Origin of the sequence: Enterococcus sp. DIV0561, assembly GCF_050539875.1 — a bacterium.
GTDB classification, from domain to species: Bacteria; Bacillota; Bacilli; order Lactobacillales; family Enterococcaceae; genus Enterococcus; species Enterococcus faecalis.
In genome coordinates this window covers 1686574-1711212 of the sequence record NZ_CP172927.1, presented here as the reverse complement: position 1 = coordinate 1711212, position 24639 = coordinate 1686574, and the positions used below count along the sequence as shown (strand labels likewise).

General features: G+C 36.7%; 14 protein-coding genes and 1 pseudogene. 14 read left to right on the top strand and 1 reads right to left on the bottom strand.

Going from position 1 to position 24639, the window contains the following annotated elements; all coding sequences use genetic code 11:
• Nucleotides 1–174: 174 nt before the first annotated feature.
• The 12 genes and pseudogenes from IGM13_RS08250 to sprE form a co-directional block, all read left to right on the top strand.
• Nucleotides 175–2829: pseudogene (locus tag IGM13_RS08250) on the top strand (bacterial Ig-like domain-containing protein); the annotation flags it as partial.
• 334 nt (nucleotides 2830–3163) lie between these two features.
• Nucleotides 3164–3715, top strand: a complete 552-nt coding sequence (locus IGM13_RS08245) for a hypothetical protein (RefSeq protein ID WP_002398386.1) — start codon at nucleotides 3164–3166, stop codon at nucleotides 3713–3715.
• A gap of 98 nt (nucleotides 3716–3813) precedes the next feature.
• Nucleotides 3814–4794 carry a DUF916 and DUF3324 domain-containing protein gene (locus IGM13_RS08240; RefSeq protein WP_002419898.1) on the top strand — a complete coding sequence of 327 codons (981 nt, stop codon included), beginning with the start codon at nucleotides 3814–3816 and terminating at the stop codon, nucleotides 4792–4794.
• Nucleotides 4795–5002: 208 nt separating this feature from the next.
• Nucleotides 5003–6019: an alcohol dehydrogenase AdhP gene (adhP, locus tag IGM13_RS08235; protein ID WP_002408844.1), complete on the top strand. Its 1017-nt coding sequence runs from the start codon at nucleotides 5003–5005 to the stop codon at nucleotides 6017–6019.
• Between the two features lie 47 nt (nucleotides 6020–6066).
• A complete protein-coding gene (locus IGM13_RS08230) occupies nucleotides 6067–6462 on the top strand; it encodes a hypothetical protein (RefSeq protein WP_002408845.1) in 396 nt (131 codons plus the stop codon).
• Between the two features lie 504 nt (nucleotides 6463–6966).
• Nucleotides 6967–12594, top strand: a complete 5628-nt coding sequence (locus tag IGM13_RS08225) for a TIM-barrel domain-containing protein (RefSeq protein WP_048945162.1) — start codon at nucleotides 6967–6969, stop codon at nucleotides 12592–12594.
• An 81-nt stretch (nucleotides 12595–12675) separates the two neighbouring features.
• Nucleotides 12676–14634: an amidase domain-containing protein gene (locus IGM13_RS08220; RefSeq protein WP_002419894.1), complete on the top strand. Its 1959-nt coding sequence runs from the start codon at nucleotides 12676–12678 to the stop codon at nucleotides 14632–14634.
• A 418-nt stretch (nucleotides 14635–15052) separates the two neighbouring features.
• Nucleotides 15053–15784 carry a response regulator FsrA gene (gene fsrA, locus IGM13_RS08215; protein ID WP_073340375.1) on the top strand — a complete coding sequence of 244 codons (732 nt, stop codon included), beginning with the start codon at nucleotides 15053–15055 and terminating at the stop codon, nucleotides 15782–15784.
• An 88-nt stretch (nucleotides 15785–15872) separates the two neighbouring features.
• Complete coding sequence (locus IGM13_RS08210) at nucleotides 15873–16601, top strand: accessory gene regulator AgrB (protein WP_002419892.1); 729 nt, start codon at nucleotides 15873–15875, stop codon at nucleotides 16599–16601.
• The gene (fsrC, locus tag IGM13_RS08205; RefSeq protein ID WP_002419891.1) at nucleotides 16598–17941 is read left to right on the top strand and encodes a sensor histidine kinase FsrC; all 1344 of its coding nucleotides are present in this window, start codon (nucleotides 16598–16600) and stop codon (nucleotides 17939–17941) included. The genes IGM13_RS08210 and fsrC overlap by 4 nt, the downstream gene beginning before the upstream one ends.
• A gap of 235 nt (nucleotides 17942–18176) precedes the next feature.
• Nucleotides 18177–19709 carry a M4 family metallopeptidase coccolysin gene (gene gelE / locus IGM13_RS08200; RefSeq protein ID WP_080005928.1) on the top strand — a complete coding sequence of 511 codons (1533 nt, stop codon included), beginning with the start codon at nucleotides 18177–18179 and terminating at the stop codon, nucleotides 19707–19709.
• Nucleotides 19710–19757: 48 nt separating this feature from the next.
• Nucleotides 19758–20612, top strand: coding sequence for a serine proteinase SprE (sprE, locus tag IGM13_RS08195; protein ID WP_080120423.1), 855 nt, complete (start codon nucleotides 19758–19760; stop codon nucleotides 20610–20612).
• 147 nt (nucleotides 20613–20759) lie between these two features.
• On the opposite strand, the gene IGM13_RS08190 is transcribed toward sprE, so the two are convergent.
• A complete protein-coding gene (locus IGM13_RS08190; protein ID WP_002419889.1) occupies nucleotides 20760–21590 on the bottom strand; it encodes an MBL fold metallo-hydrolase in 831 nt (276 codons plus the stop codon).
• Nucleotides 21591–21981: 391 nt separating this feature from the next.
• On the opposite strand from IGM13_RS08190, the gene IGM13_RS08185 reads away from it, so the two are divergent.
• Nucleotides 21982–22836 (top strand): LysR family transcriptional regulator, encoded by an 855-nt coding sequence (locus tag IGM13_RS08185; RefSeq protein ID WP_002419887.1) that lies wholly within the window; start codon nucleotides 21982–21984, stop codon nucleotides 22834–22836.
• 381 nt (nucleotides 22837–23217) lie between these two features.
• Nucleotides 23218–24606, top strand: a complete 1389-nt coding sequence (locus IGM13_RS08180; protein WP_256925517.1) for an MFS transporter — start codon at nucleotides 23218–23220, stop codon at nucleotides 24604–24606.
• Nucleotides 24607–24639 lie beyond the last annotated feature (33 nt).

The window sequence follows — 24639 nt, the reverse complement described above, 5'->3', positions numbered from 1 at the left end:
ATTTTTGTATTGATATGTTAACACAAGCGCAATAAGAAGCGGCCATCACAATTAATGTACAGCCTTATACATTAATTGTGTGTGGCAAAGCAATTTCAATGTTGATAAGCTAGCAGTAGTTAGAATAATTATTATTTAGTTTCTAATTCCAAAAAAGGTCAAGGTGAGTAAGCAATGAAAAAAATCAACGAACAATTAAAAATTAAAATGCCAACCTACAAAAGAAAAAAAAGCATTGCTTATTTCTTTTACTCTTGTCTACTATTGGTATCGATTTCTTGTTTTTTGAGCTTGCACTTTCAAGAATGCGAGGCAGCTTCGCTCTATCAAGCGGGAGGGATAGCCATTGATTTGAGAACTGATTTACCTTATGGAATGGAGATAAGCCATGACGGGGGTGGTGGTCCTGATGGATCATTTGGAGGAAAATTACACGTAAAATTATACGGAACAGTGGACACTTCTCAAACAGAAGCATTGAAGTTTCTTTCTTTTGGTACTGTTGGAATGCAATATGGACTGATGTTTCATTTGCCAGAAAATATAAGTGCAGATAATTTTAAAGCGGCTTATGACAAGGCTTATGCGGATAATCCAGAAAATTTTTATTCAATTAGTGGAGAAAAAAACACACAGATACCAATTGTTAACACAAAAGGAATGCGGACGTTTAACGGTTCTTCAGAAGATGGTTCACCAGGATGGGGTGATCCTGATCAAGATTATAGCGGAATTGATACTGAGCATCAGGTGATGTTTTGTGAACGTGGGGACACTATTAATTTTTCTTTTACTAAACTTTATGAAATTTGGAAAAATGAACCTGACAAATCGGCCATAAAATTTGAACTTCATTTTGATTTAGATGTAGCTACTTTAATGAAGGATGGCGATTCAAAGGATTATTCCCTCAATAAAAATTTAACGAAACATCGCTTACCAGTATCAAATGTTTTGTCGGATGGCACTGAAAGTGATCAATTTTCGTTGTCGGCAGATTTTTTTGGTCGAACTTACGAATCAGATACAACGAATACGGTTAATCATAATTGGATATTGCTTAGTCCGGATATGTGGTTACGTGCGACAAGTTTAGCGGCAGCAGCAAATCATGATCCAAATAATTTGAATCATCAAATTATCACTGGAATCACCGGAAAAGTGGCTACTTGGTCTTCTTATATCTCGCCATGGGACAGCGGCGATAAAGACAATCCATTATCCAATTACAATACCCAAGATGCCTCTAAATATCCTGAAATACCTGAAAGCAAAACGATGTTACCAGGGGATTTTTTATCACCAAAGTTTACGATGAACCAAAGACAAGACAATCCGCTTAATTGGACAGATGGGTATGTTGCTCAACGGTTTGCGCGCGTAGTTAATTTTCATACTCACACAGTTGATCCTAAGGCCAATGTGAATGTCACTTCACAACAACAAAACGGGTTAACAACTTATTTGTTTAGTGGCAAAGATGGTTGTGGGCTGCCGTTAGTCAACCCGCCAGGAACGGATTCTTCAGAGCCCACAGATAAAACATATATGCGCGTCACAACAGATCCATACCAAGTGCCAAGTTTAGAAAGGGCAGCTTTTGTTAAAGGTCAAACAACATTTCACCCGCAACAAAAGATACCAGTAGAACTAACCGTTAAGGCTCCGACAACTAGAAAAGTTCAGATTGAAGAAAAAGTTTCAGGTGCTGCCCAAACTGATTTTCATAAAATTGGGGAGCAAGATTTAAAAAATTTACCAGTCACAGATGATTGCGTTAGTTTTAACTGTTTAGCAGATGCTTTACCAACTTCAGGAGATTACACATTAACATTTAGAATTCTTGATGTTGATGATACATCTAAAAGCTACTCAAACGAGAAAAGTTTAGCTGTACACATTGATCAAGCGCAAATTAAAGTTAAATCTCAAGATACGATTTATCAATATACTCAATGGCAACCAGAAAGTGAAGTGACTAGCCTACAAACACCAGACGGTAAAAAAGGTGATTTTCGAGACGTAAGTGTCACCATATATAAAATGGACGGAGAGCAAAAGGTTCCAGTAGATACGGTGGATACAAAAGTGGTTGGTAAATATGAAATTGATTATAAATACCTAGGATTAGAGGCGCAGACTACACTAGAAGTCATTCCCTCTTCAGCTCATATTGGTGCACATAACGGCAGCTTTTCTGTGGGAACGCCCTTCGATCCAAAGCGTCTTTTTGATAGTGCAACAGATAATGATGGGCAGTCTATTCCTTATAGCAAGATAACGATTCGCTATACGCCTGATCAGGTAAACGATGAAGTAGCGGGCGTCTATAGAATTACTTATGATATCTCTAAAATAGTAGGTTTTAGTAAAAGTATTACCGTTGATTGGACCTACTATTACTCTAATCGTTTAGACTTTTATCACTTATCTGAACAACTAATGCCTTTTGAGAACGTAAAATTTAATGGCCAAGATCAAACACAGACATTAAAAAGTTGTGAGATGAACATTGAAGATACGGGGGACCCTAATCGGACAACTGGCTGGCAGCTTGAAGTAGCCTATAATTTAAATGATCAGAAAACACAAGCGTGGAAAGACGCAGGGCTTGATCTCACGCTAAATCCAAAGTCAGTCGATTATGTAACAACTGAGCAAAATATCATGGTTAACGATGAGCAACAATTAGTAGTTGGCGTAAGTAACCAATCTATCAAAAATAAAAAAGTTTTGACGAAATTACAATTATTGCCCACATTAACTATTTCAAAAGTCACACCTGCTGATAAATATGAAGCTCAGTTAATTTGGAACTTAGAAGCAACAACCGTAAGGGAAGAGGGAATAGCTGTGAAATGGTTTATCTATGATTTATTGTTTGTTGCCTTTATTCTCGGTTTGCCAATTCAAGCACAAGCTGAAGACAAGACAACTGACGCACAAGCTGACACAAAAGTCATGGTAATAGTGAAAGAGAGTGAGGATATTGTTCCGCATCCCAATGAGCTTATACCGCAGACTAACGATATGCCAACTTCACGAGGACAACCCAAATTTTTACCAAAAACAAACGAGATTACGTCTCAAGAGACGCTTTTAGGAATCGTGGTACTCGGAAGTACATTAATCGTTGGACTTTATAAAGAAAAGAGGAAAAATAATGAATAAAAAAATAATTGGTTTAACTGTCACTTTAGGAACGGGGATTTTTTTAATTGGACAACAAACTGTGAATGCAGCTGATAATGCCACTACTACAGCGAATGTGTCGGTTTTGGGTGGCGGATTAACCATTACACCATTAGCACAAATTAACTTTGGGACGGTGACAAAAGACGGCCAAGATCATACGCAACCAGATCAAAGCAAGTCGCAACTTATCATTAATGATAATCGTGGGACAACGAATACAGGTTGGTATCTGACAGCGAATTTAGAAGATAAAGGAAAAGGTGTCACTGGATTAGACGGAATGACACTTCATTTAGACACTAAAAAACCTGACGGATCTTCTGAAAAAGGTACCTTTACGGGCGTTGATTTAACCACAGATGCTTCAACCATTATTTCGCTAGATAAAAGTGATATCCGTTTATCAGACACTGTCACGACAGCCGATTTAAATGCAACGTTAAATATACCTAAAAGTATTGCTGCAAATACCTACTCTGGGACCATCGTCTGGAATGCCATCGATGGAGCACCCGCCTAAGAATTTAACATAAAACGATGTAAGAAAACGAGGCAGATAAATTGAAAAGAATTTTAAAGATACTTTTTATATTGACTATTCTCTGTTTAGGTGGAGCGATGCGTGCCTGGGCAGAGCCGTCTAATACCAATAGTTCAGCAACAATTGACAATGCGAATGCGTATACAGTCACACCCGTTTTCGGAGCAACTCAAAATAACAAAACCAGTAATTTTTTTGATATGACATTAACTCCGAAACAAAAAGATACATTCAAATTAACGATAACCAATACTACGCCGAACCCTCAAAAATTTAAAGTTCAGGTAAATACAGCAACAACAAATAGTAATGGGATAGTTGACTATACAAAAAGTAGCTTTGAAAAAGATCCATCGATGAGTTTGGTACTTAGTGATTTGATTAGTCCCAATAGGAAGGACATTAGTGTTCCTGGTAAACAATCACAAACGATTGATTTTCAAATAACGATGCCAGAAAAGTTATTCTCAGGAATTTTATTAGGTGGAGTGACGATTCGACCTGTAGAGATAGCTGGGGACCAAAGCAAGGGTGGGATTCAAAATGTTTATATGCATACGATTGCTATTCGGGTGAATGAAACAGCAGAGACCATACCTGCAAAATTGGAAAGTGGTTCTGTTAAAATTGGGCAAATTAACCGCCACAATACTGTTTCGATGGAAATTAAAAATCCACAGCGGAAGTTATTGTCAAAAGTCGAAGGAGATTTTTTTGTTAAAGAAAAAGGAACAAACAAAACGATCATTCACGAAAAGAAAAATAATCTTAGTTTTGCACCAAACACAAGGTTTGATCTGCCTATTTTACTGAAAGATTCGTTTAAACCTGGAGACTATACCTATACCATTAAGTTGAAAAACCATGAGGGGAGCTGGACGTTCTCAAAAGATTTCACGATAAACAAGAAGCAAGCTGATCAGTATAATAAGCGTTCTGTTGATCATAAAGCCAAAAACCTTCACTGGCTTAAGTACCTCATGGCCTTTTTAATTCTAGTTATTTTAGGTACCGTCTGCTATATATTGGGAAAAAAGAAGGGAAAAATGAGGTTGTAAAACCTGCCTTTAAAATAGTTGACAATTATGCAGAAAAAATCATGCCAGTATGAATTATCTATGACATAAGGGAAGAATAGCTGTCTAGCAAGGATAAATTGTCAAATTAGCGTTAATTTACGCAAGTCATTGGTGTTCCTTATTTTGGAAAGTAGTATTATACTATTATTGTTCAATGATTCACAATAGAAACAAGGAGGAAAGAACCATGTATAAAGCAATTGTCGCAGCAAAAGGAAAAACAACAAAAATTGTTGAAAAAGAATCGCGTCCATTGAAAGATAATGAAGCGCGGTTGAAAATGGAAGTCTGTGGTGTCTGTCATACGGATTTACACGTTAAGAATGCAGATTTTGGCGATGTTAGTGGTTGTACCTTAGGTCACGAAGGAATTGGGATTGTGACGGAGGTTGGAAAAGACGTTACTAGTTTAAAAATTGGTGATCGTGCATCTGTTGCATGGTTTTATGAAGGCTGCGGACATTGCGAATATTGTACTTCTGGTCGAGAAACGCTTTGTCGTTCAGTAAAAAATGCTGGATATACAGTTGATGGTGCCATGGCCGAAGAATGCATCGTCACAGACGGTTATGCAGTGAAAGTGCCAGAAAATTTAGCATCAGAGCCAGCTTCCTCTATTACTTGTGCAGGGGTAACAACCTACAAAGCGATAAAAGAATCTGGGATTCGTCCAGGTCAATGGCTAATGATTTCAGGATTAGGTGGGCTAGGTAATCTAGCTTTACAATATGCCAAGCATGTCTTTAATGCCAAAGTGGTAGCTGTTGATGTGAATGATGATCAGTTAGCTTTTGCGAAAGAAATGGGTGCGGATCTTTTAATTAGTCCAGTTAAAGATCCTGATTTTGCTGCACAACTTCAAAAAGAAATTGGTGGTGTCCATGCAGCAGTAGTCACTGCGGTAGCTAAATCAGCATTTAATGGCGCAGTCGATGCAGTCCGTGCGGGAGGAACGGTTGTCGCCGTTGGATTGCCTGTTGAGACAATGGATTTATCTATTCCACGTCTTGTTCTTGATGGCATTCACGTAGTCGGATCGTTAGTTGGAACCCGTCAAGATTTAAGCGAAGCTTTCCAATTCGGTGCAGAAGGAAAAGTTGTTCCTGTTTGTCAAACACGACAACCAGAAGAAATTAATGCTATTTTTGAAGAAATGGAACAAGGAAAAATTCGCGGGCGAATGGTCATTGATTTTCGCAGTTAATTTAGTTTTTTAGTGATTCGTTGATTTAATCTGAAAACCATGAAAGGATGGATGGAATGTTTGCGAATCTTACTCTCCGTGAGAGACGACTGCTTAAACAAGCACAAGTGGGAGCCACAATTAGCTTTATTCTTTTGTTTGTACCAATTCTGACAATCAGTCTTTTGCATACTAGTGACTCATTAGCAAAATGGCTAGGTATAGTTGGGGTAATTATGGTTTTACCATTGTTGTATTTTGCGTGGCAGATTTTAAAGATAGCATATAAAGATCAAAAAGATAATCCAACGCCTCCTTTGTGGGTTCCAAAAGTTTATGGAATTGGGCTTTCGATCAATCCCTATCACCGGTTTGGAAAGTTAATTTTTATATTGCTAGCGGTACTGATAGTTGGCATCATCATTAGTTTGCTTTTCACACCAGCAAGTCAAATCAATCACTAAAAAACGAGTAATCAACACCCTCTTGCTGAGCAGGAGGGTGTTTAATATTTTTAAATAGACTAAATTTGAGCAACAGGTATTAGATTTTTGAAAAAAGTCTTTCTTTTTCTGATGTGGATATTTTCGCAATAAAATCATCATTATAAGTGAATTAACAGGTTTATCAAGGGTTAATACTTGTTAATGGTGGCTGCTATAATTAACCGTTGACAAACACAAAAAAACCATCATACGATAATTATGTTATTAAAAAAGTGAAAAATTGGTAGTCGACAAATGAAAACGTATTCATTGGGAAATTGTGATTCTGTACTAAAATTTTTATATAAGATGAAAATAGATTGTTTTCATTTAATAATTTATTGAAAGGATGTGTTTATGAAGGGGTTACTGAAACTGACTTTCTAACAGTCTCAGTAAACTAAGAAAATCGTTATGACTTTTCATCTGGATAAAACTTTGTTGGGTTTTGGATTTTGTGAGTAATTGTGTCGGAACTATTCTATGGGAAGCAATTTTAAGGAGGAAAAAATGAACAAAGAGTATCAGGGTAAAAAAATTTACGGTAAAAAGCACTGGTTGACATTTTTATTAGTGAGTTCGTCTGTATTGGCGTTCCATTCGCTTGTTATGATGGATTCTCAAGTGGTTGATGCGCAAGAGCAAACAGCAAAAGAAGACGTAGCTGATTCAGCAACGTCAGTCGGAGCAATTGTGTCGATTGAAAAAGTGGAGAAAAACTTTGTCATTACGTATGCTTCTGGAAAAAAAGCACAAATTAGTATTTTAAACGACCATCTTTTTCGCTATCATCTAGATCCAACTGGTAAATTTGAAGAATATCCAACGCCAAATGATCCAAAGCATGTTGCGAAAATTACGGCTAAAACAATGGCCGACTATGGCACACAAGCCTTTGAGCAAACGAACGTCACAGATTCAGGAAACCAATTTACTCTAGAAAATAATGGTTTAAAAATTATATTCGAAAAAGAAAGCGCTTTGATGAAGGTTCTAGACAAGAAAAAGGATCAAGTCATTTTAGAAGAAACCGCTCCGCTATCCTTTAAAAATGATAAAGCTACACAAACGTTAAAACAAAGTAGTCAAGAAAATTATTTTGGCGGAGGAACTCAAAATGGTCGATTTACGCACAAAGGAACAGCTATCCAGATTGTCAATACGAACAATTGGGTAGATGGCGGAGTAGCATCGCCTAACCCATTTTATTGGTCAACTGCAGGGTATGGCGTTGTTCGAAATACATGGAAACCTGGCAACTATGATTTTGGAAGTCATGATCCACAAACAACCACAACAACGCACGAAGGAACAGATTTTGATGCCTTTTATTTCTTTAATGATTCCTCAGCAGGTATTTTAAAAGATTACTATGAATTAACCGGGAAACCAGCTTTGATGCCAGAATACGGGTTCTATGAAGCGCATTTAAACGCGTATAATCGGGACTATTGGGTGAAAGTAGCAGAAGGAACCGCGGGAGCAGTTAAGTTTGAAGATGGTAATTTTTACAAAGAATACCAATCAGGCGATCTAGGAAACTTAAATGGCACGCTAGAATCTTTAAATGGAGAAAAAGAGAATTATCAATTTTCTGCACGCGCAGTTATTGATCGGTATAAGAAAAACGATATGCCATTAGGGTGGTTCTTGCCAAATGACGGCTACGGTGCTGGCTATGGTCAAACAGATTCATTGGATGGCGATGTACAAAACTTAAAAGAATTTACTGATTATGCTCAAGCAAATGGTGTTGAAGTGGGGCTATGGACTCAATCTAATCTCCATCCAGCGGATCCTAAAAATCCTAAAAAAGGAGAACGGGATATTGCGAAAGAAGTTAGTGTCGCTGGTGTTAAAGCCCTCAAAACTGACGTGGCGTGGGTCGGGTATGGGTATTCCTTTGGCTTAAATGGTGTAGAAGATGCTGCAAATGTTTTTGTAAAAGAAACAGACGGCGCAGTTCGTCCGATGATTGTCTCATTAGATGGGTGGGCCGGAACCCAACGGCACGCTGGTATCTGGACAGGCGATCAAACGGGTGGTCAATGGGAATATATTCGCTTCCATATTCCAACATATATCGGGACTTCGTTGTCTGGCCAACCAAATGTTGGTTCAGATATGGATGGAATTTTTGGTGGAAAAAATAAAGAGGTCAACATACGTGATTTCCAATGGAAAACTTTTACACCAGTGCAGCTAAATATGGACGGCTGGGGCTCCAATCCGAAAACGCCATTTGCTTTTGATCAAGAAGCCACAGATTTGAACCGAGCGTATCTAAAATTAAAATCAATGATGATGCCTTATAACTACAGTATTGCCAAGGAATCAGTTGATGGACTACCAATGGTACGGGCCATGGCTTTAGAATTTCCTAATGAAGGAACAGCATATACAAAAGATTCTCAATACCAATATATGTGGGGACCCAATTTACTCGTTGCCCCAATTTATAATGGCAATCAAGATGAGGCAGGAAATTCAATCCGTGATGGAATCTATTTACCAGATGAAAAACAAGTCTGGGTTGACTTATTTACAGGCGAAAAATATCAAGGTGGCCGTGTCTTAAATGGAGTAAAAACACCGCTTTGGAAGGTGCCTGTTTTCGTCAAAGATGGCAGTATTATCCCGATGACGAATCCAAACAACAATCCAAAGGAAATCCAACGGGATCAACGATCTTTCTTGATTTATCCAAATGGCGCCACTTCTTTTAATATGTATGAAGATGACGGAATTTCAACTAGTTATGAAGCTGGGCAATCAGCTACGACTAAAATAAATAGTCAAGGCCCTAAATCAAACGAAAAAGGGGATCTGACCGTTACTATCGAACCGACAAAAGGAAGTTACAAAGGCTTTGTTGATGAACGAAGCACCACGCTTGATTTGCTAGCTTCAGAAGCACCCGAAAGCGTAACAGCAATGGTGGGGGGAACAGAAGTAACCTTGAAAGAAGCAGCTAATAAAGAAGAATTTTTAGCTGGCACAAATCTATATTATTTTGATAAAGAATTCCAAGTGAATCAGTATCTTTCTGAAGCTTCAGGAGAAAAACTGAACCAATCAGCGTTATCAGTAAAACTAGCGAAACAATCTGTGACCGCCAAAGATGTTCAAATAACTGTCAAAGGTTTCATTAATAAAGGAACGGTTGATGGAGGAAATACAACGGTCGATGACCAGTTAACTATTCCGGCAAATGTCGCAATCAATGAAGAAAAAACAACGCCATCTTCTTTGACTCTTCAATGGGATCAAGTAACTGAGGCAACAAGCTATGAAGTAGAGCGTGACGGGACTGTTTTCGGAAATATTCAAACGAATACAGCAACATTTGATGGATTTTCCTTCCTAAGCGAACATACTTTTCGAGTTCGAGCTGTTGGAAAAAATGGGGTCTCTGAATGGAGTGAACCGATTAAAGGAAAAACACAAGATGATCCCTATAAAGAAACAATTAATCAAGTCAAAGCAACAAGTAATTTACCAGAACAACCAGGCGCAGAATTGAAGAAATTAACAGATAAAGATTTAAGTACAGGTTGGCATACGAACTGGTCAACCGGCATCGCTAATCCAAGTGATGGGAATTTCTTGACTTTAAAATTTGATCTTGGTGCGGAGTATCAAATGGATAAAATTGAATACTTGCCAAGAGACAATGCCGGCAACGGAAATATTTTGCAGCTCCAGTATCGGACGTCGAAAGATGGAGCTAATTGGACAGAGTTTTCAGAACCTATTAACTGGAAGCAAGATGCTTTGACAAAAACCATTGAAACGAAGGACCAAGCGTATCGTTTTGTTGAAATGAAGGTATTAAAATCGGTGGGTAATTTTGGCTCTGGTCGTGAGATGCTCTTTTACAAACAACCAGGAACAGAAGGAATCTTAAATGGAGACATTACTAACGATGGAACGATTGATGAAAATGATGCAATGAGTTATCGAAACTATACAGGCTTAGAATCGTTGGACAGTGATTTTAATGGCTATGTTGAAAAAGGCGATTTAAATAAAAATGGGGTAATTGATGCTTATGATATCAGTTATGTTTTACGACAATTAGATGGTGGGATTGAAATACCTGATGTCGAAGAAATTGCGGGCGGTTTATCCCTTGCTGTGGTTAATGAAAATGGCAAGGATACCTATCTTCCTGGCGATACATTAACCTTTACACTTAAAGGTCAAGACTTAAAAAACATTAATGCGTTAAGCACAAAAATGTCCTTTGATTCTAGCAAATTTGAACTTGTCGGTCAGCCTGCAACCACGAATAATACACAACACATGGAAAATTATTCTAAATATCGGAAACATTCAAATGATGTGGAGAATCTATATTTAGTTCTTAGTAATCAAGGAAATAAACAATTGTTAAACGGTTCAATGGACTTAGTTACCTTTAAAGTTAAAGTAAAAGAAACAACTCGCGTAAAACGTGCGACAACTGTTGAGCAGTCATTACAATTTGATATGAGTCAAGGCTTATTAGTGGGCCAAGGATTCCAACAAGCCACACTTTCAGATTTTTCTGTAACAGTGAAGCCAACAGAGCTAGTAGATAAAGAGTTATTACAAGCGCTAATTACGCTAAATCAAGCACGTGTCGAAAAAGAATATACACCTGAAACTTGGGCAATCTTTAAACCAATCTTAGATGAGGCAGTAGCTGTTCTAGCCAATGAGCAAGCCACACAGACAGACGTTTCTGCTGCTGTGGAAAATCTAGAAAAGGCTGTAGAACAGTTGGAAAAAATGCCTGATGTAGCGAATAAAGCTGATTTAGAAAAAGCAATTCAAGAGGGGCTAACAAAGAAACCAAGTGATGGGCAAGAATTCACCGAAGAAACTAAAAAAGTTCTCGAAGAGTCATTAGCAGCAGCTCAAAAAGTATTTGCTCAAGAAAAAGTTACCCAAGAAGAAATAGACCAAGCGACTAAAACATTGCGTGAAGCAATTGCACAATTAAAAGAACAACCCGTCGCCGTTGATAAGGAAACCTTAAAAGAGCAAATCGCTCAAGCCCGAGGAAGAAAGCCGGAAGAAGGATACCAATTTACAAAAGAAACAGAAAAACAATTGCAAGAAGCAATTCAAGCAGCTGAAGCAATCGTAGCGAAAGAAACGGCGACAAAAGAAGAAGTCTCAGAGGCTCTAAACGCATTGGAAACTGCAATGGCTCAATTAAAAGAAGTACCCCTTGTAAATAAAGACCAATTACAAGAAGTAGTCAAACGAGCGCAGCAAGTCACTCCAAGTGAAGGGCACCAATTTACTGCCTCCTCGTTACAAGATTTACAAAAAGCGCTTTTAGCAGCTAAAAACACATTGGAAAACCCAGCAGCTAATCAAAAAATGATTGATGAAGCGGTTGCTGAATTAACTAGCGCCATCGAAGGGTTACAAGAAGAAGCGTTAGTTACAGATAAAAAAGCCTTAGAGGCAATGATAGCCAAAGCAAAAGCAATCAAACCATCTGCCGGAAAAGAATTTACCAGCGAGTCTAAAGCGCGCTTAACTGAAGCAATTGACCAAGCGGAAGGGATTTTAGCTGATAAAAATGCTCGGCAAGAACAAATTGATACTGCTGAAAAAAAAGTAAAAACTGCTTTGGATAGTTTAGAGGAACAAGTCCTTCAAACGGATAAAACAAAGTTGAAAGAACTGCTTCAAAAAGCAGAAACCTTGAAACCTAAAGCAGGAAAACAATTTACAAAAGCATCGCAAGAAGCTTTAGCTGAAGCAATTAAACAAGCAAAAGCACTTGTTGAGGACCCAAATGCGACGCAAGAAGCTGTGGACAAATGTTTAAGTATTTTAGCACAAGCCATTGAAGCAATGGCAGAAGAGCCAATCAGTAGCAACTCTACAGGCAACAATAGAAATCATGGCACGGTTAGCGGGACTGGTAGCGTAACCAGTCCAGGAAAGGGCACAGCAGCAGGTGGAACGACAACAAAAACCACCACTTCTGGTACTTTGCCAAAAGCAAATGAAGTTGTTTCGCCAATCTGGTCAATCAGTGGTTTTCTATTGATAGTAAGTATTGGTTTAGGAAAATTATTCTTCAAAAATAAAAAAGACCAAAATTAGCGTATCATTAACTTACAAGGCGCATTTGTACAAAAACAGTGTGCAAATGCGCAAGTAAGTAATAGGAGAGGATTTTTACGAATGAAAAGAAAGAAAATCAAGAATCAACTACTTGTTTTAACAAGTATTCTCATTCTTCTGAGTTTGGAAGTCGCTCCAGTTGTTACGTTGGCTGCAGAATTACCAAGTAGCTCGCTACAAACAGCTCTGTCCTCGGAAACGACAATTACTTCGGAAGAAAAAGTAACCGAAACAACCGAAACAACTGTTGCTACATCGACAACGTCCACTAGTAGTTCGTCATCTGAATCAAGTAGTTCTAGCGATACGACTACCGAATCAACGAGTCATTCAACGACAGAAACGACAACCACAAATACTAGTTCTGAAACAAAAAAAGAACCTACAGAGCCGACGGTATCATCAGAAATCACTCAGCCTGTTGAACAATCGCAACCACCACAAGTTCCTGTGACCAAGCAAGAACCTGAAGAACCTATTCAAGTTCCTGAAGCCACCAATAACGTTGTTGAAGAAAATCAGGCTGTATCGTTAAATCCGTCCCTCAAAGTAGATGAAATAGCTTCTTCTAATTTAAAAGGCTACGAACTTCCACTGTTGTCGTCTTTTGGCGAAAAGAAACGGGCAGTTGTGGTGGCTGAAGCATTAAGACACGTTGGGAAAACAAAAAAAGAATTTAATTTGACGGAGCAAGCATTGACCAGTAGTTTCCTTGCCCAAAAAATTTACCAACAATTATTTAAAATAGACATTGGCAGTACGCCGCAAGAACAAATGACATTTGGTAAAGCTCGTTCTATAGAGGAGGCAGAACCTGGTGATCTGATTTTTTGGCAAACAGCTGAAGGAAAAACGCTTCAAAATGGTGTTTATCTTGGCCAAGGAAAATATTTAATTGCCGCAGCGGAAGCGGATTCTAAAGAAAAATCAGAAGTAATTGGTCAGTTAGAGAATATCTATACTACCAAACAACAACCAGACTCAAAAGAGGAAATACGCTTGGTAGTGACTAATCCTTTTAAGGAGTTCACATTAACGGAGTATGGCAAAGAAGTTTTAGCAACATATGGTGCGTCATTTGAAATGCAGAAGTCAGAACAAACCACAGCGTTTATTAAAAAAATTGGTGAGACAGCCAGAGAACTTGGTGAAAAATACGATGTTTTTGCATCAGTGATGATAGCTCAGGCTATTTTAGAAAGTGGCTCTGGCGAAAGTCAACTAGCCAAAGAACCTTATTATAATCTCTTTGGCGTGAAAGGTTCGTTCCAAGGAAATAGTGTTAGCTTTTCAACAAAAGAGGCTGATCAGAGGGGCCAACTTTATACAATTTCCGCTGGGTTTCGCGATTACGGTGGCTATAATGACTCACTGCAAGATTATGTTCAATTATTCCGACAAGGGATTGACGGAAATCAAGATTTTTATAAACCAGCGTGGCGTTCGGAAGCCAAAAACTACCTTCAAGCAACACGTTTTTTAACAGGTAAATATGCAACAGACAAGCAATACGATAATAAATTAAATTCGTTAATTGCGGTTTATAACTTAACGCAATTTGATTTACCAAAAACAGTGGACGGTTTGATTATCCAATCTAAAAATGAGCTGTCGGAAGCGGAACAGCAACAAATGCATTTTCCAGTCTATGATGGGATCAATTATAATCGGAGTGGTAGCTATCCCGTGGGCCAATGTACGTGGTATGTCTATAATCGTTTCAAACAGTTGGGCACTTCTATGGATGAATTTATGGGAAATGGCAGTGACTGGGGAAGAAAAGGACGTGCATTAGGCTATCAAGTTAGTTCATTGCCTAAAGCTGGTCGTGCGATTAGTTTCCAACCAGGAGTTGCTGGCGCAGATAATCAATATGGACATGTTGCTTTTGTTGAAGCGGTCACTTCTGATGGAATCATTATTTCTGAAAGCAATGTCATCAATGATCAAACGATTTCGTATCGTGTCTTACCTAATGTAATTGCTTATAGTAGTGGCGTGACCTACATTGGCGCTTAATCGACTCATTCAACAGGAAGAAGTGTGGATGTTTAAGTAAAAAATTAGCACAATGATTCATGTGTGAACTAACAAATTAAAATAACCAGAATCGACCAATGAATTGATTTTATCATGTATAAAATGACAAGAACAGTTTGGCGGTTGATTCTTTGTTTTTCATCAACGAAGAGACAATAGTCCTCATGATTCGTTAGTAAAAGATGAATAGTCCAAAGTACTCTTTCTTGATGCTTTGTTATTTTATGTTTTTGTTTGCAGGAAACTACTGAAATCGCTATACTAAATTTATGTGAATATACTAACAGACAATCAATTTTTTATCTTTTTTATTGGTGTATAAATTGATTGAACATTATAATCATTTGTCTTTTGTTGTGTAATTTTATATCTTCTTGAGAAAGGGATGAGTGAACAAATGGCTATTTATATATTAGAAGACCAAATTATTCAAGCAAAAGCGTTAGAAGCATTGGTAACAAATATCCTACATTCAAGAAATATTTATAATGAAACAATCCATTTATTTTCACGTTCAGATGAATTATTACAAGTGGCACACCAGGACGCCCAACTAAATATCTTTTTCCTAGATATTCAAATGAACAATCATATCCAGGCAGGATTTGAGGTTGCCAAAGAAATCAGAAAAACAGACAGTGAAAGTCTGATTGTATTTATTTCTACTCACACAGAATTAGTTTTAACTTCCTACAAATATATGGTTTCAGCTCTTCAATTTATTCAAAAGAACGTGGATTTTCTAGATTTCCAAAAAGAGGTCGAAACATGTGTCGATGCATATATTCAACAAAAAGAAAATATAAAGACAAAAAGTGAATATATTATCATTAACTTAAAAGCGTCTTCTATAAAAATGGATATTAATGATATTTATTTCTTTCAAACGGAATACGATCATCGTGTGTCAATGGTTGGAAAAAATTTTAAAAGAGAATTTTATGGAACGTTATCAAAAATTGAACAACTGCATCCAGATTTGATTAGAGTCCATCAATCAATCATCATCAATAAAAAATATGCGTCAAAATTAAATTATAAAACGCATCTTTTAACTATGAGAGACGGAACGGAAGTACCAGTCTCAAGAAGATATTATACTCAGGTCAAGGCGCTATTTCTTACTTAGGGAGGGATAATGACTAATTAAGGAATTATCTATCTATTAGTCGCTATATTCGTTATAATTTAGTGCAATACTTGAAGAGGAGGGCGATATGCTAATCGATTGGATTCTAAAAAATATTATGGATATGGATCAGGAAGATCAATCAGGAAAAACACAATGGACAAAGTATTATCTAACCGTTTATTTTTCTGGCTTATTTAATTTTCTGATGATTCTGATTTTATCAGTTTTATTTGGGACGTTAAGCGAAACCTTTATTGTATACGTCATACTGATTTTTTTACGGCCTGTCGCAGGTGGCTGGCATGCAAAAACCAAATGGCTCTGTCGTCTAGAAAGCATTGTTATCTATGTTGCCATACCATTTGTATTGAAAAATTCTTCTGTGAGCTTACCGTTTATTTATAAAATTCTATTGATGTGCCTCTTAGTCGTATTATTTTATTGGTATGCGCCACAAGGAACAGCAATTGAACCTGTTCAGCCATCTGATTTAAACGTGCTCAAAAAGCAAAGCCTTATAAGGGTGTGTTTACTTATTTTATGTAGTCTGTTTGTCAAAGAAAAGATTGCTTCAGTAATACTCTACGGTCTCGTCATCCAAGGTCTGATGATACTCCCTGTAACAAAAAATTTAATTGAAGGAAGTGTTTTTATGAAATTTGGTAAAAAAATAATTAAAAATGTTATTGAAAAAAGAGTTACAAAAGTCAGTGATGGTGTGGGAACTAAGCCTAGATTAAATCAAAATTCGCCCAATATATTTGGACAATGGATGGGACAAACTGAAAAACCTAAAAAGAATATTGAAAAATGATTTTGTCGTTATTAGCTACTAACGTTTTGCTGGCATCTAGCTTTATCGTTTTTGTCTTTTTACGAGTAACATTGATCAAGATTGAATGTAAAATACCGTTACTTTCATTGCTTATTGTCATTAATCTTTGTTCGTTTGCGGCATTAATGTTGGGCTACTCTTGGTTGATTTATGCGCTGACAGTCGTTGTTTTTACAGGATTTTTACTCATTCACAAAAAGAGGTTCTCAATTTTTAAAGCGATATTTTTATCCGTTTTTACATTGCTTATGGTTTCGTTTATCAATTACACGGAGCAAACGATTTTAAGTGTTTTTTTTCAACAGATTTATCAAAATAAATTATTATGGATTGCCTCAAATGTTCTTCTGTTGCTTATAAATATCTGGATTGCTTTAAAAATTCCCAATAGTGTTTTTTTAAGATTAAATCGTGTGTTAGAAAATAGCCGAATTTTTTTTGGTTGTTTACTTTTATTGTTGATTCTGTTGTTACTTTTTGTGTTTTTGATTTCGCCAGAGATTTCACCTGACTTTATGCGAGGATTTGTCACGGTAAATAGTTCTAAATTGGAGTTATTAATAAGTGTAGGTTTATTTTTAATTCTGATTGGCTTAGTCATTGAAGCTTATTTGGAAGAACAACGTATCAACACTCAATTATTGAATAATTTAACGATTTATACTGAAAAAATAGAATCCATTAACGAAGAGCTAGCGATGTTTCGTCATGATTATAAAAATTTATTGTATAGTTTACAAATTGCTATTTCATACGAAGATATTCTGGAAATCAAAAGAATTTATGAAGAAACGATTGCACCAACCAAAAAAATTATTGATAATGAAGAATTTGAACTTATGAAGTTAAATCGTTTGAAAAATATGGAACTTAAGGCACTCATAAGTATGAAAATTAATACCGCAAAGCAAGCAAAACTAAAAGTGATTGTTGATGTGCCAGAAGTATTTATTCTTGATACATCAATCGACTTAGTGGTTGTGATTCGTTTGTTGGCTATTCTATTAGATAACGCGATTGAAAACAGTGCAAAATCAGAATTGAAAATGTTCGCAATCTCAATTTTCAATAAAAATGAAACACAAGAGTTTGTGATAACAAATAGTGTCCAAGCCGAATTTGATTTTAGGGTTATGAAGAAAACCAAATTTAGCTCTAAAAGTAACCCTGAAGAGCACGGTTGGGGATTGTTATATGTAAAAGAAATTGTTGATTTTTCAGATCAATTTGATTTGCAAACGTCCTTCAATGAAGGAGCGGTCACTCAACATTTAATTATTGAAAAAAATCATAATAGTAAAAAAGTTGTTAACGAATGAATTTGTTAACAACTTTTTTGCTATGGTATTGAGATATGAGGGGCAATACAGGGAAAAATGTCGGCTAATTAAGGAATTTAGATAGTGCCGGTTAGGTAGTTATCTATAATGAAAATAGCAACAAAATATTCACGCAGGGAAAGGGGCGGTCGTTTAACGGGAAAGATTAGGGAGGATAAAGTAATACTTTTGTTGGGAAAAGAAATAAAAGGAAACTGGGGAAGGAGTTAATCGTTTGATGAAGGGAAATAAAATTTTATACATTTTAGGTACAGGCATCTTTGTTGGAAGTTCATGTCTATTTTCTTCACTTTTTGTAGCAGCAGAAGAACAAGTTTATTCAGAAAGTGAAGTTTCAACAGTTTTATCGAAGTTGGAAAAGGAGGCAATTTCTGAGGCAGCTGCTGAACAATATACGGTTGTAGATCGAAAAGAAGATGCGTGGGGGATGAAGCATCTTAAGTTAGAAAAGCAAACGGAAGGCGTTACTGTTGATTCAGATAATGTGATTATTCATTTAGATAAAAACGGTGCAGTAACAAGTGTTACAGGAAATCCAGTTGATCAAGTAGTGAAAATTCAATCGGTTGATGCAATCGGTGAAGAAGGAGTTAAAAAAATTATTGCTTCTGATAATCCGGAAAATAAAGATCTTGTCTTTTTAGCTATTGACAAACGTGTAAATAATGAAGGGCAATTATTTTATAAAGTCAGAGTAACTTCTTCGCCAACTGGTGACCCCATATCATTGGTTTATAAAGTGAACGCTACAGATGGAACAATTATGGAAAAACAAGATTTAACGGAACATGTCGGTAGTGAAGTAACGTTAAAAAACTCTTTTCAAGTAACGTTTAATGTGCCAGTTGAAAAAAACAATACGGGAATTGCTTTACACGGAACGGATAACACAGGGGTTTACCATGCAGTAGTTGATGGCAAAAATAATTATTCTATTATTCAAGCACCATCACTAGCGACATTAAATCAGAATGCTGTTGACGCCTATACGCATGGAAAATTTGTGAAAACATATTATGAAGATCATTTCCAACGACACAGTATTGATGATCGAGGGATGCCCATCTTGTCAGTTGTTGATGAACAACATCCAGATGCTTATGACAATGCTTTTTGGGATGGAAAAGCAATGCGTTATGGTGAAACAAGTACACCAACAGGAAAAACGTATGCTTCCTCTTTAGATGTAGTTGGTCATGAAATGACACATGGTGTGACGGAACATACTGCCGGTTTAGAATATTTAGGACAATCAGGTGCGTTGAATGAATCTTATTCTGATTTGATGGGTTATATTATTTCGGGTGCATCTAATCCAGAAATTGGTGCGGATACTCAGAGTGTTGACCGAAAAACAGGTATTCGAAATTTACAAACACCAAGTAAACACGGACAACCAGAAACCATGGCTCAATACGACGATCGAGCACGGTATAAAGGAACGCCTTATTATGATCAAGGCGGTGTTCATTATAATAGTGGAATTATTAATCGGATTGGTTACACCATTATCCAGAACTTAGGCATTGAAAAAGCACAGACTATTTTCTACAGCTCATTAGTAAATTACTTAACACCTAAAGCACAATTCAGTGATGCTCGTGATGCGATGCTTGCTGCTGCAAAAGTTCAATATGGCGATGAAGCAGCTTCAGTGGTGTCAGCAGCCTTTAACTCTGCTGGAATCGGAGCTAAAGAGGATATTCAAGTAAACCAACCAAGTGAATCTGTTCTGGTCAATGAATGAAAAAAATTCCCCAATTAAATAAAAATGGATAAGGAGTGGCATAATCTTATGAAAAAGTTCTCCATACGAAAAATTAGTGCTGGTTTTTTGTTTCTGATTTTAGTAAGTTTGATAGCTGGTTTTAGCCTCTCTGCAAATGCAGAAGAGTATATCGTTCCTGCCGAAAGTCATTCACGACAAAAAAGATCGTTACTGGACCCTGAAGACAGAAGACAAGAAGTGGCAGATACAACCGAAGCGCCTTTTGCGTCAATCGGAAGAATCATTTCCCCTGCCAGTAAACCAGGCTATATTTCTTTAGGAACAGGCTTTGTTGTTGGAACTAATACAATTGTCACCAATAATCATGTGGCTGAAAGTTTTAAGAATGCCAAAGTATTAAATCCGAATGCCAAAGATGATGCTTGGTTTTATCCAGGTCGAGATGGCAGTGCGACACCATTTGGCAAATTCAAAGTGATTGATGTAGCTTTTTCCCCGAATGCGGATATTGCGGTAGTGACTGTCGGCAAACAAAACGATCGTCCAGATGGCCCAGAGTTGGGAGAAATTTTAACGCCATTTGTTTTGAAAAAGTTTGAATCTTCAGATACCCATGTCACAATATCAGGCTATCCAGGTGAGAAAAACCACACACAATGGTCTCATGAAAATGATTTGTTTACATCTAACTTTACAGACTTAGAAAATCCATTACTATTTTATGATATCGATACAACAGGTGGTCAATCTGGTTCACCAATCTATAATGATCAGTTTGAAGTAGTTGGTGTTCATTCCAATGGTGGCATTAAGCAAACAGGAAACCATGGTCAAAGACTAAATGAAGTGAATTATAACTTTATTGTCAATCGAGTGAATGAAGAAGAAAATAAACGTTTATCCGCTGTGCCAGCAGCGTAAAGAACCATAAAAATACTCGGAATTTCCAGAATCACGGGAAATCTCGAGTATTTTTGTTTTTTAAGATAGTGTAAGTTACGATAAAAGCACCTTGTAATTATCGGTTAAAAGCATATAATAGTGCTGAAAAGAAGGCAAATAATCCGATTAAGTTAGTATTTCTAAACCATCATAACTCGTAATGATTTCATGCTTTTGAGATAAAGCCGCCATCTCCGCATAAGACAAGCCGCCATTGTGAGAAAAATGGTTGGCAACGTAAATCGTTTTATCTGTGACGAGTTTTCTTTCTTTTAATTCTGCAATTAATTTTAAATTTTCTTCCCAATTCATATGACTATTGCCAGTTTCGTTTGTTTGACTAGTACAATCTAAAGAAACAATACTAAGAAGTAAGTGGCTCTTTTCAAGATATTCAAACATTTCTGACGTAAAGTAACCTGTATCATGGGTGGATAAAAAAGCATCTTTACCATCGTCTATAACGAAAATAAAACAATCTTCACTGAAATTTCCATGTTGTGCAGGAAGGGGATAAATCGTATAGTTCGCAATAGTAAAACACTTGTAGGGCTGAATAACCTGATAATGTAATCGGGTATTGTCTTGACGACCTTCTAAATCAAAGGCGCGCTGATAAAACGTCTTAACTGCTTCATTTCCATAAACAGTTAAACGATTGGGAACATCTAATGCATAACCAGACATTCGATAAGCCAAATCCTCGCCGTAAAAATGATCGGAATGCCAATGAGAGATTAGTAAAGAGTCAAATTCTGCAAAACACAAGTCATACTGCAACAAGTGTAAATAAGAATCCCCTGGAAAATCAATCAGCAGGACATCATCAATAATTAATTGAGTTTGTGTACGAATTTCTCGTCCTTTTTTCTCTCGAGCGTACTTACATAATTTACAATTACAAAAAATTCCTGGAATCCGTTCTGCTGCACCCGTGCCTAAATAATTGATTTTCATTGGGAGTACCTAACCTTTCTTTGACATTCTTCATACTTAGTAGATAACGCTGAACCTTAAAGTAAATGGGCATGGAAACTGAAACATTTGTTGTGTCCATCTTACCTTTTTTAGAAAAGAATTGAAATGGAATTTCTTAAGTAAATTTGCGTAAAATAGAAAAAGCTAGACGCCTTTTTTAATAAGCTGAATTTGTTGCGAATGTTCATGCTATTTCCGAGATAAAGTTTTACCAAAGGCACTTTCATATCCATCTGCTATTAGTTATAGAAAAATAACAAGATGGACATAGCTTATTAGAGCAAAAATAACTACGCTATTGATAAAGAGTGAGGCGTGTTTTGAACAGGTTACGTGGGCAAATGAATTTGAATAAAAGGGATGACAAAAGATGACTATTGAAAAATTAGAATATTTTTATACCATTGCAAAATATAATAGTATTTCCAAAGCAGCCTCTGAACTCCATGTTAGTAAATCAACCTTAAGTGCGTCATTAAAAGATTTGGAAAGTGAATTGGGCCATTTACTTTTTGACCGTAACGGGAATTCTTTGACGTTAAATTCCTATGGTGATAAAATCGTCCAATCTGTATATATCATTTTAAACGAGGCCAAGAAAATGAAACTTAATCTGCATGAAATGATTGAGAATCCAGTGATGCGTTTAGGTTTTGGAAATACGTCCTTGATGTATAAAGTGACAGAAAATGAGGATCAACTGAATCGTTTTTGGGAATGTTACCATGGTTCATCGTTTGAGTTATTGAATAAATTGGAGAATCATGAGTTGGATTTTGTGATTACTTCTGCAGATGTGAATAGTCCAGTTTTAAAGAAAGAACAATTAATTGAACTAAAAATGTATCTTTGTGTTTCAAGAGAAATTAAACAAGAAATTGAGGAAGAAGGCTTCATCTGTTTGACCAACTATCCATTTCTATTTTTGCCTCATCACTTAGATCATTTAGAAGCTACCAAGAGTGTGCTAGAAATGTTGCAATTAACAAGTCCGCTTGTTTGTTGCTACGATACGTTGATGCTTACTCGTCTCATTGAAAAAAGTAAAGGAGTTTATGCGGTGATCTCTCTTCGGAAAGAACAACTGCAGGAAATTGATTCTAAACTCTTCTTTTTACCGATTGAACGAAAACAAAAATTTTATTTATACCGAAATGTTTCCAGTTCGGTTTTTGTCCAACCTAGTCAAATCAAGGCAACTTTACAAAAGTTGCTAGAGACTTAGCCATTAAAATTACTTTGGAATAGTTACCAAAAATAGCATTATTCGCTTAGATTTACTTCTGCTGCGGATAAGGCTATTTTTGATGTTCATTGTTTAAAAGAGATGCTCAATTATGGGACTGTTCGATATTTCTGAACGGAATGTTCAATTATTTAATAACTTAAGAATCGATAAATCGTATCTATCACGGTTCAATTTAAAAGGGTTCTGGTGTATAGTTTGGCTATCTAAAGATTTACTTTTTTAAGTATAAAATAACTAAATGGCAAGCAATATAAAGAACTGTTGATACGTGAGTACTTGCGATAATCGTGTCGTTAGAAGTTTAAGTGTCATTGTTGCTTTTCCTGTTTTATGTAGTTGCTAGAAAGGACTGTTTTTATGATCGATAGAAAAAAAGTTATTTTGTATACTTGTTGCATGAGTTTGTTTGTAGTGACCATGGATGTTACGGTTGTCAATGTGGCGTTACCATCCATTCAAAGTGATTTTCACACGAATCTGTCTACATTACAGTGGGTAACAGATGGTTACACTTTAATGGTAGCATCCTTATTATTGTTATCTGGGTCTACAGCAGACCGAATTGGCCGTAAACGAGTCCTTCAATTGGGCTTAGCCTGTTTTGGTTTAGCGTCTTTCCTATGTGGGATTTCGCAAACCCCAGGGCAATTGATTGCGTTTCGCATGTTGCAAGGGATTGGTGGTTCTATGTTAAATCCGGTAGCAATGTCTATTATTACACAGGTATTTACCGAAAAGTTAGAACGAGCGAAAGCAATTGGCTTGTGGGGCTCTGTTACAGGGATTTCCTTAGGAATGGGCCCGATTATTGGCGGACTGATTGTTTCTTATTTTAGCTGGAGGTATGTCTTTTTTGTCAATGTACCGATCATTGCTGCGGCAATCATCCTTACACAAAAGTTTGTACCTGATTCAAAAGTAGAGAAGACGGTGAAAAATGATTTTGTTGGTCAAGCATTGATGATTCTTTTTCTATTTAGTTCTATCTATTCCATTATCGGACTACCTAGAAAAGGGCTTTTCGCGCCAGATATTTTAAGTACTGGGATAATCGGCTGCTTAGCCATTGTTATTTTCTTTATTTATGAATATAACATTGACAATCCGTTAATCAATCCGCGCTTCTTTTTATCTATTCCCTTTACATCGGCTTCTTTTTTAGCTATTTTTGGCTTTATCATATATAACGGTTATTTATTTTTAAACACGCTATATTTGCAAGAAATGAGAGGCTTCAGCCCGTTGGAAGCTGGCTTATCAACTATTCCTTTGGCTTTTGTTAGTTTTCTTGTTGCCCCGAGAGCCGGCGAAATGGTAGGGAGAATAGGGACGAAACGTCCTATTATGCTTTGTGGTATTTCAATGTTGGCTGTTAGCTTTTTACAATTATTTGTAACTAAAACAACGCCTATGATTATTTTATTTGTTATTTATATCTTTTTAGGCATTGGGTTTGGGATGTTAAATTCACCGATTACCATTACAGCGATTGAAGGAATGCCATTTTCTCAGTCAGGAACGGCAGCAGCCATTGCGGTGACATGTAAGCAAATTGGCAATTCTTTAGGGGTGGCGCTACCAAGTCTTTTAATTACAAAGCCTATTACTAGTTCCCTTACACGAACACCTTTTACAAACGTATGGCTTTTATTTGGATGTTGCGCCATTGCGATTATCTTTTTAAGTTATTTATCCAATTCTCCGCTAGCGAAAAAGTCATTGCGCAGAGTTAGGTTTTATTTTTAACAAATCAAGATTTTTTTGAAGGGAAAGGAAGAC

Excerpts from the sequence above, each read along its gene's own strand:
- IGM13_RS08180 (WP_256925517.1), top strand. The coding sequence starts at position 23,218 with ATGATCGATAGAAAAAAAGTTATTTTGTATACTTGTTGCATGAGTTTG.
- fsrA (WP_073340375.1), top strand. The coding sequence starts at position 15,053 with ATGGCTATTTATATATTAGAAGACCAAATTATTCAAGCAAAAGCGTTA.
- IGM13_RS08245 (WP_002398386.1), top strand. The coding sequence starts at position 3,164 with ATGAATAAAAAAATAATTGGTTTAACTGTCACTTTAGGAACGGGGATT.
- IGM13_RS08240 (WP_002419898.1), top strand. The coding sequence starts at position 3,814 with ATGCGTGCCTGGGCAGAGCCGTCTAATACCAATAGTTCAGCAACAATT.
- IGM13_RS08225 (WP_048945162.1), top strand. The coding sequence starts at position 6,967 with ATGGGAAGCAATTTTAAGGAGGAAAAAATGAACAAAGAGTATCAGGGT.
- IGM13_RS08220 (WP_002419894.1), top strand. The coding sequence starts at position 12,676 with ATGAAAAGAAAGAAAATCAAGAATCAACTACTTGTTTTAACAAGTATT.
- IGM13_RS08185 (WP_002419887.1), top strand. The coding sequence starts at position 21,982 with ATGACTATTGAAAAATTAGAATATTTTTATACCATTGCAAAATATAAT.
- sprE (WP_080120423.1), top strand. The coding sequence starts at position 19,758 with ATGAAAAAGTTCTCCATACGAAAAATTAGTGCTGGTTTTTTGTTTCTG.
- IGM13_RS08190 (WP_002419889.1), bottom strand. The coding sequence starts at position 21,590 with ATGAAAATCAATTATTTAGGCACGGGTGCAGCAGAACGGATTCCAGGA.
- fsrC (WP_002419891.1), top strand. The coding sequence starts at position 16,598 with ATGATTTTGTCGTTATTAGCTACTAACGTTTTGCTGGCATCTAGCTTT.
- adhP (WP_002408844.1), top strand. The coding sequence starts at position 5,003 with ATGTATAAAGCAATTGTCGCAGCAAAAGGAAAAACAACAAAAATTGTT.
- IGM13_RS08210 (WP_002419892.1), top strand. The coding sequence starts at position 15,873 with ATGCTAATCGATTGGATTCTAAAAAATATTATGGATATGGATCAGGAA.
- IGM13_RS08230 (WP_002408845.1), top strand. The coding sequence starts at position 6,067 with ATGGATGGAATGTTTGCGAATCTTACTCTCCGTGAGAGACGACTGCTT.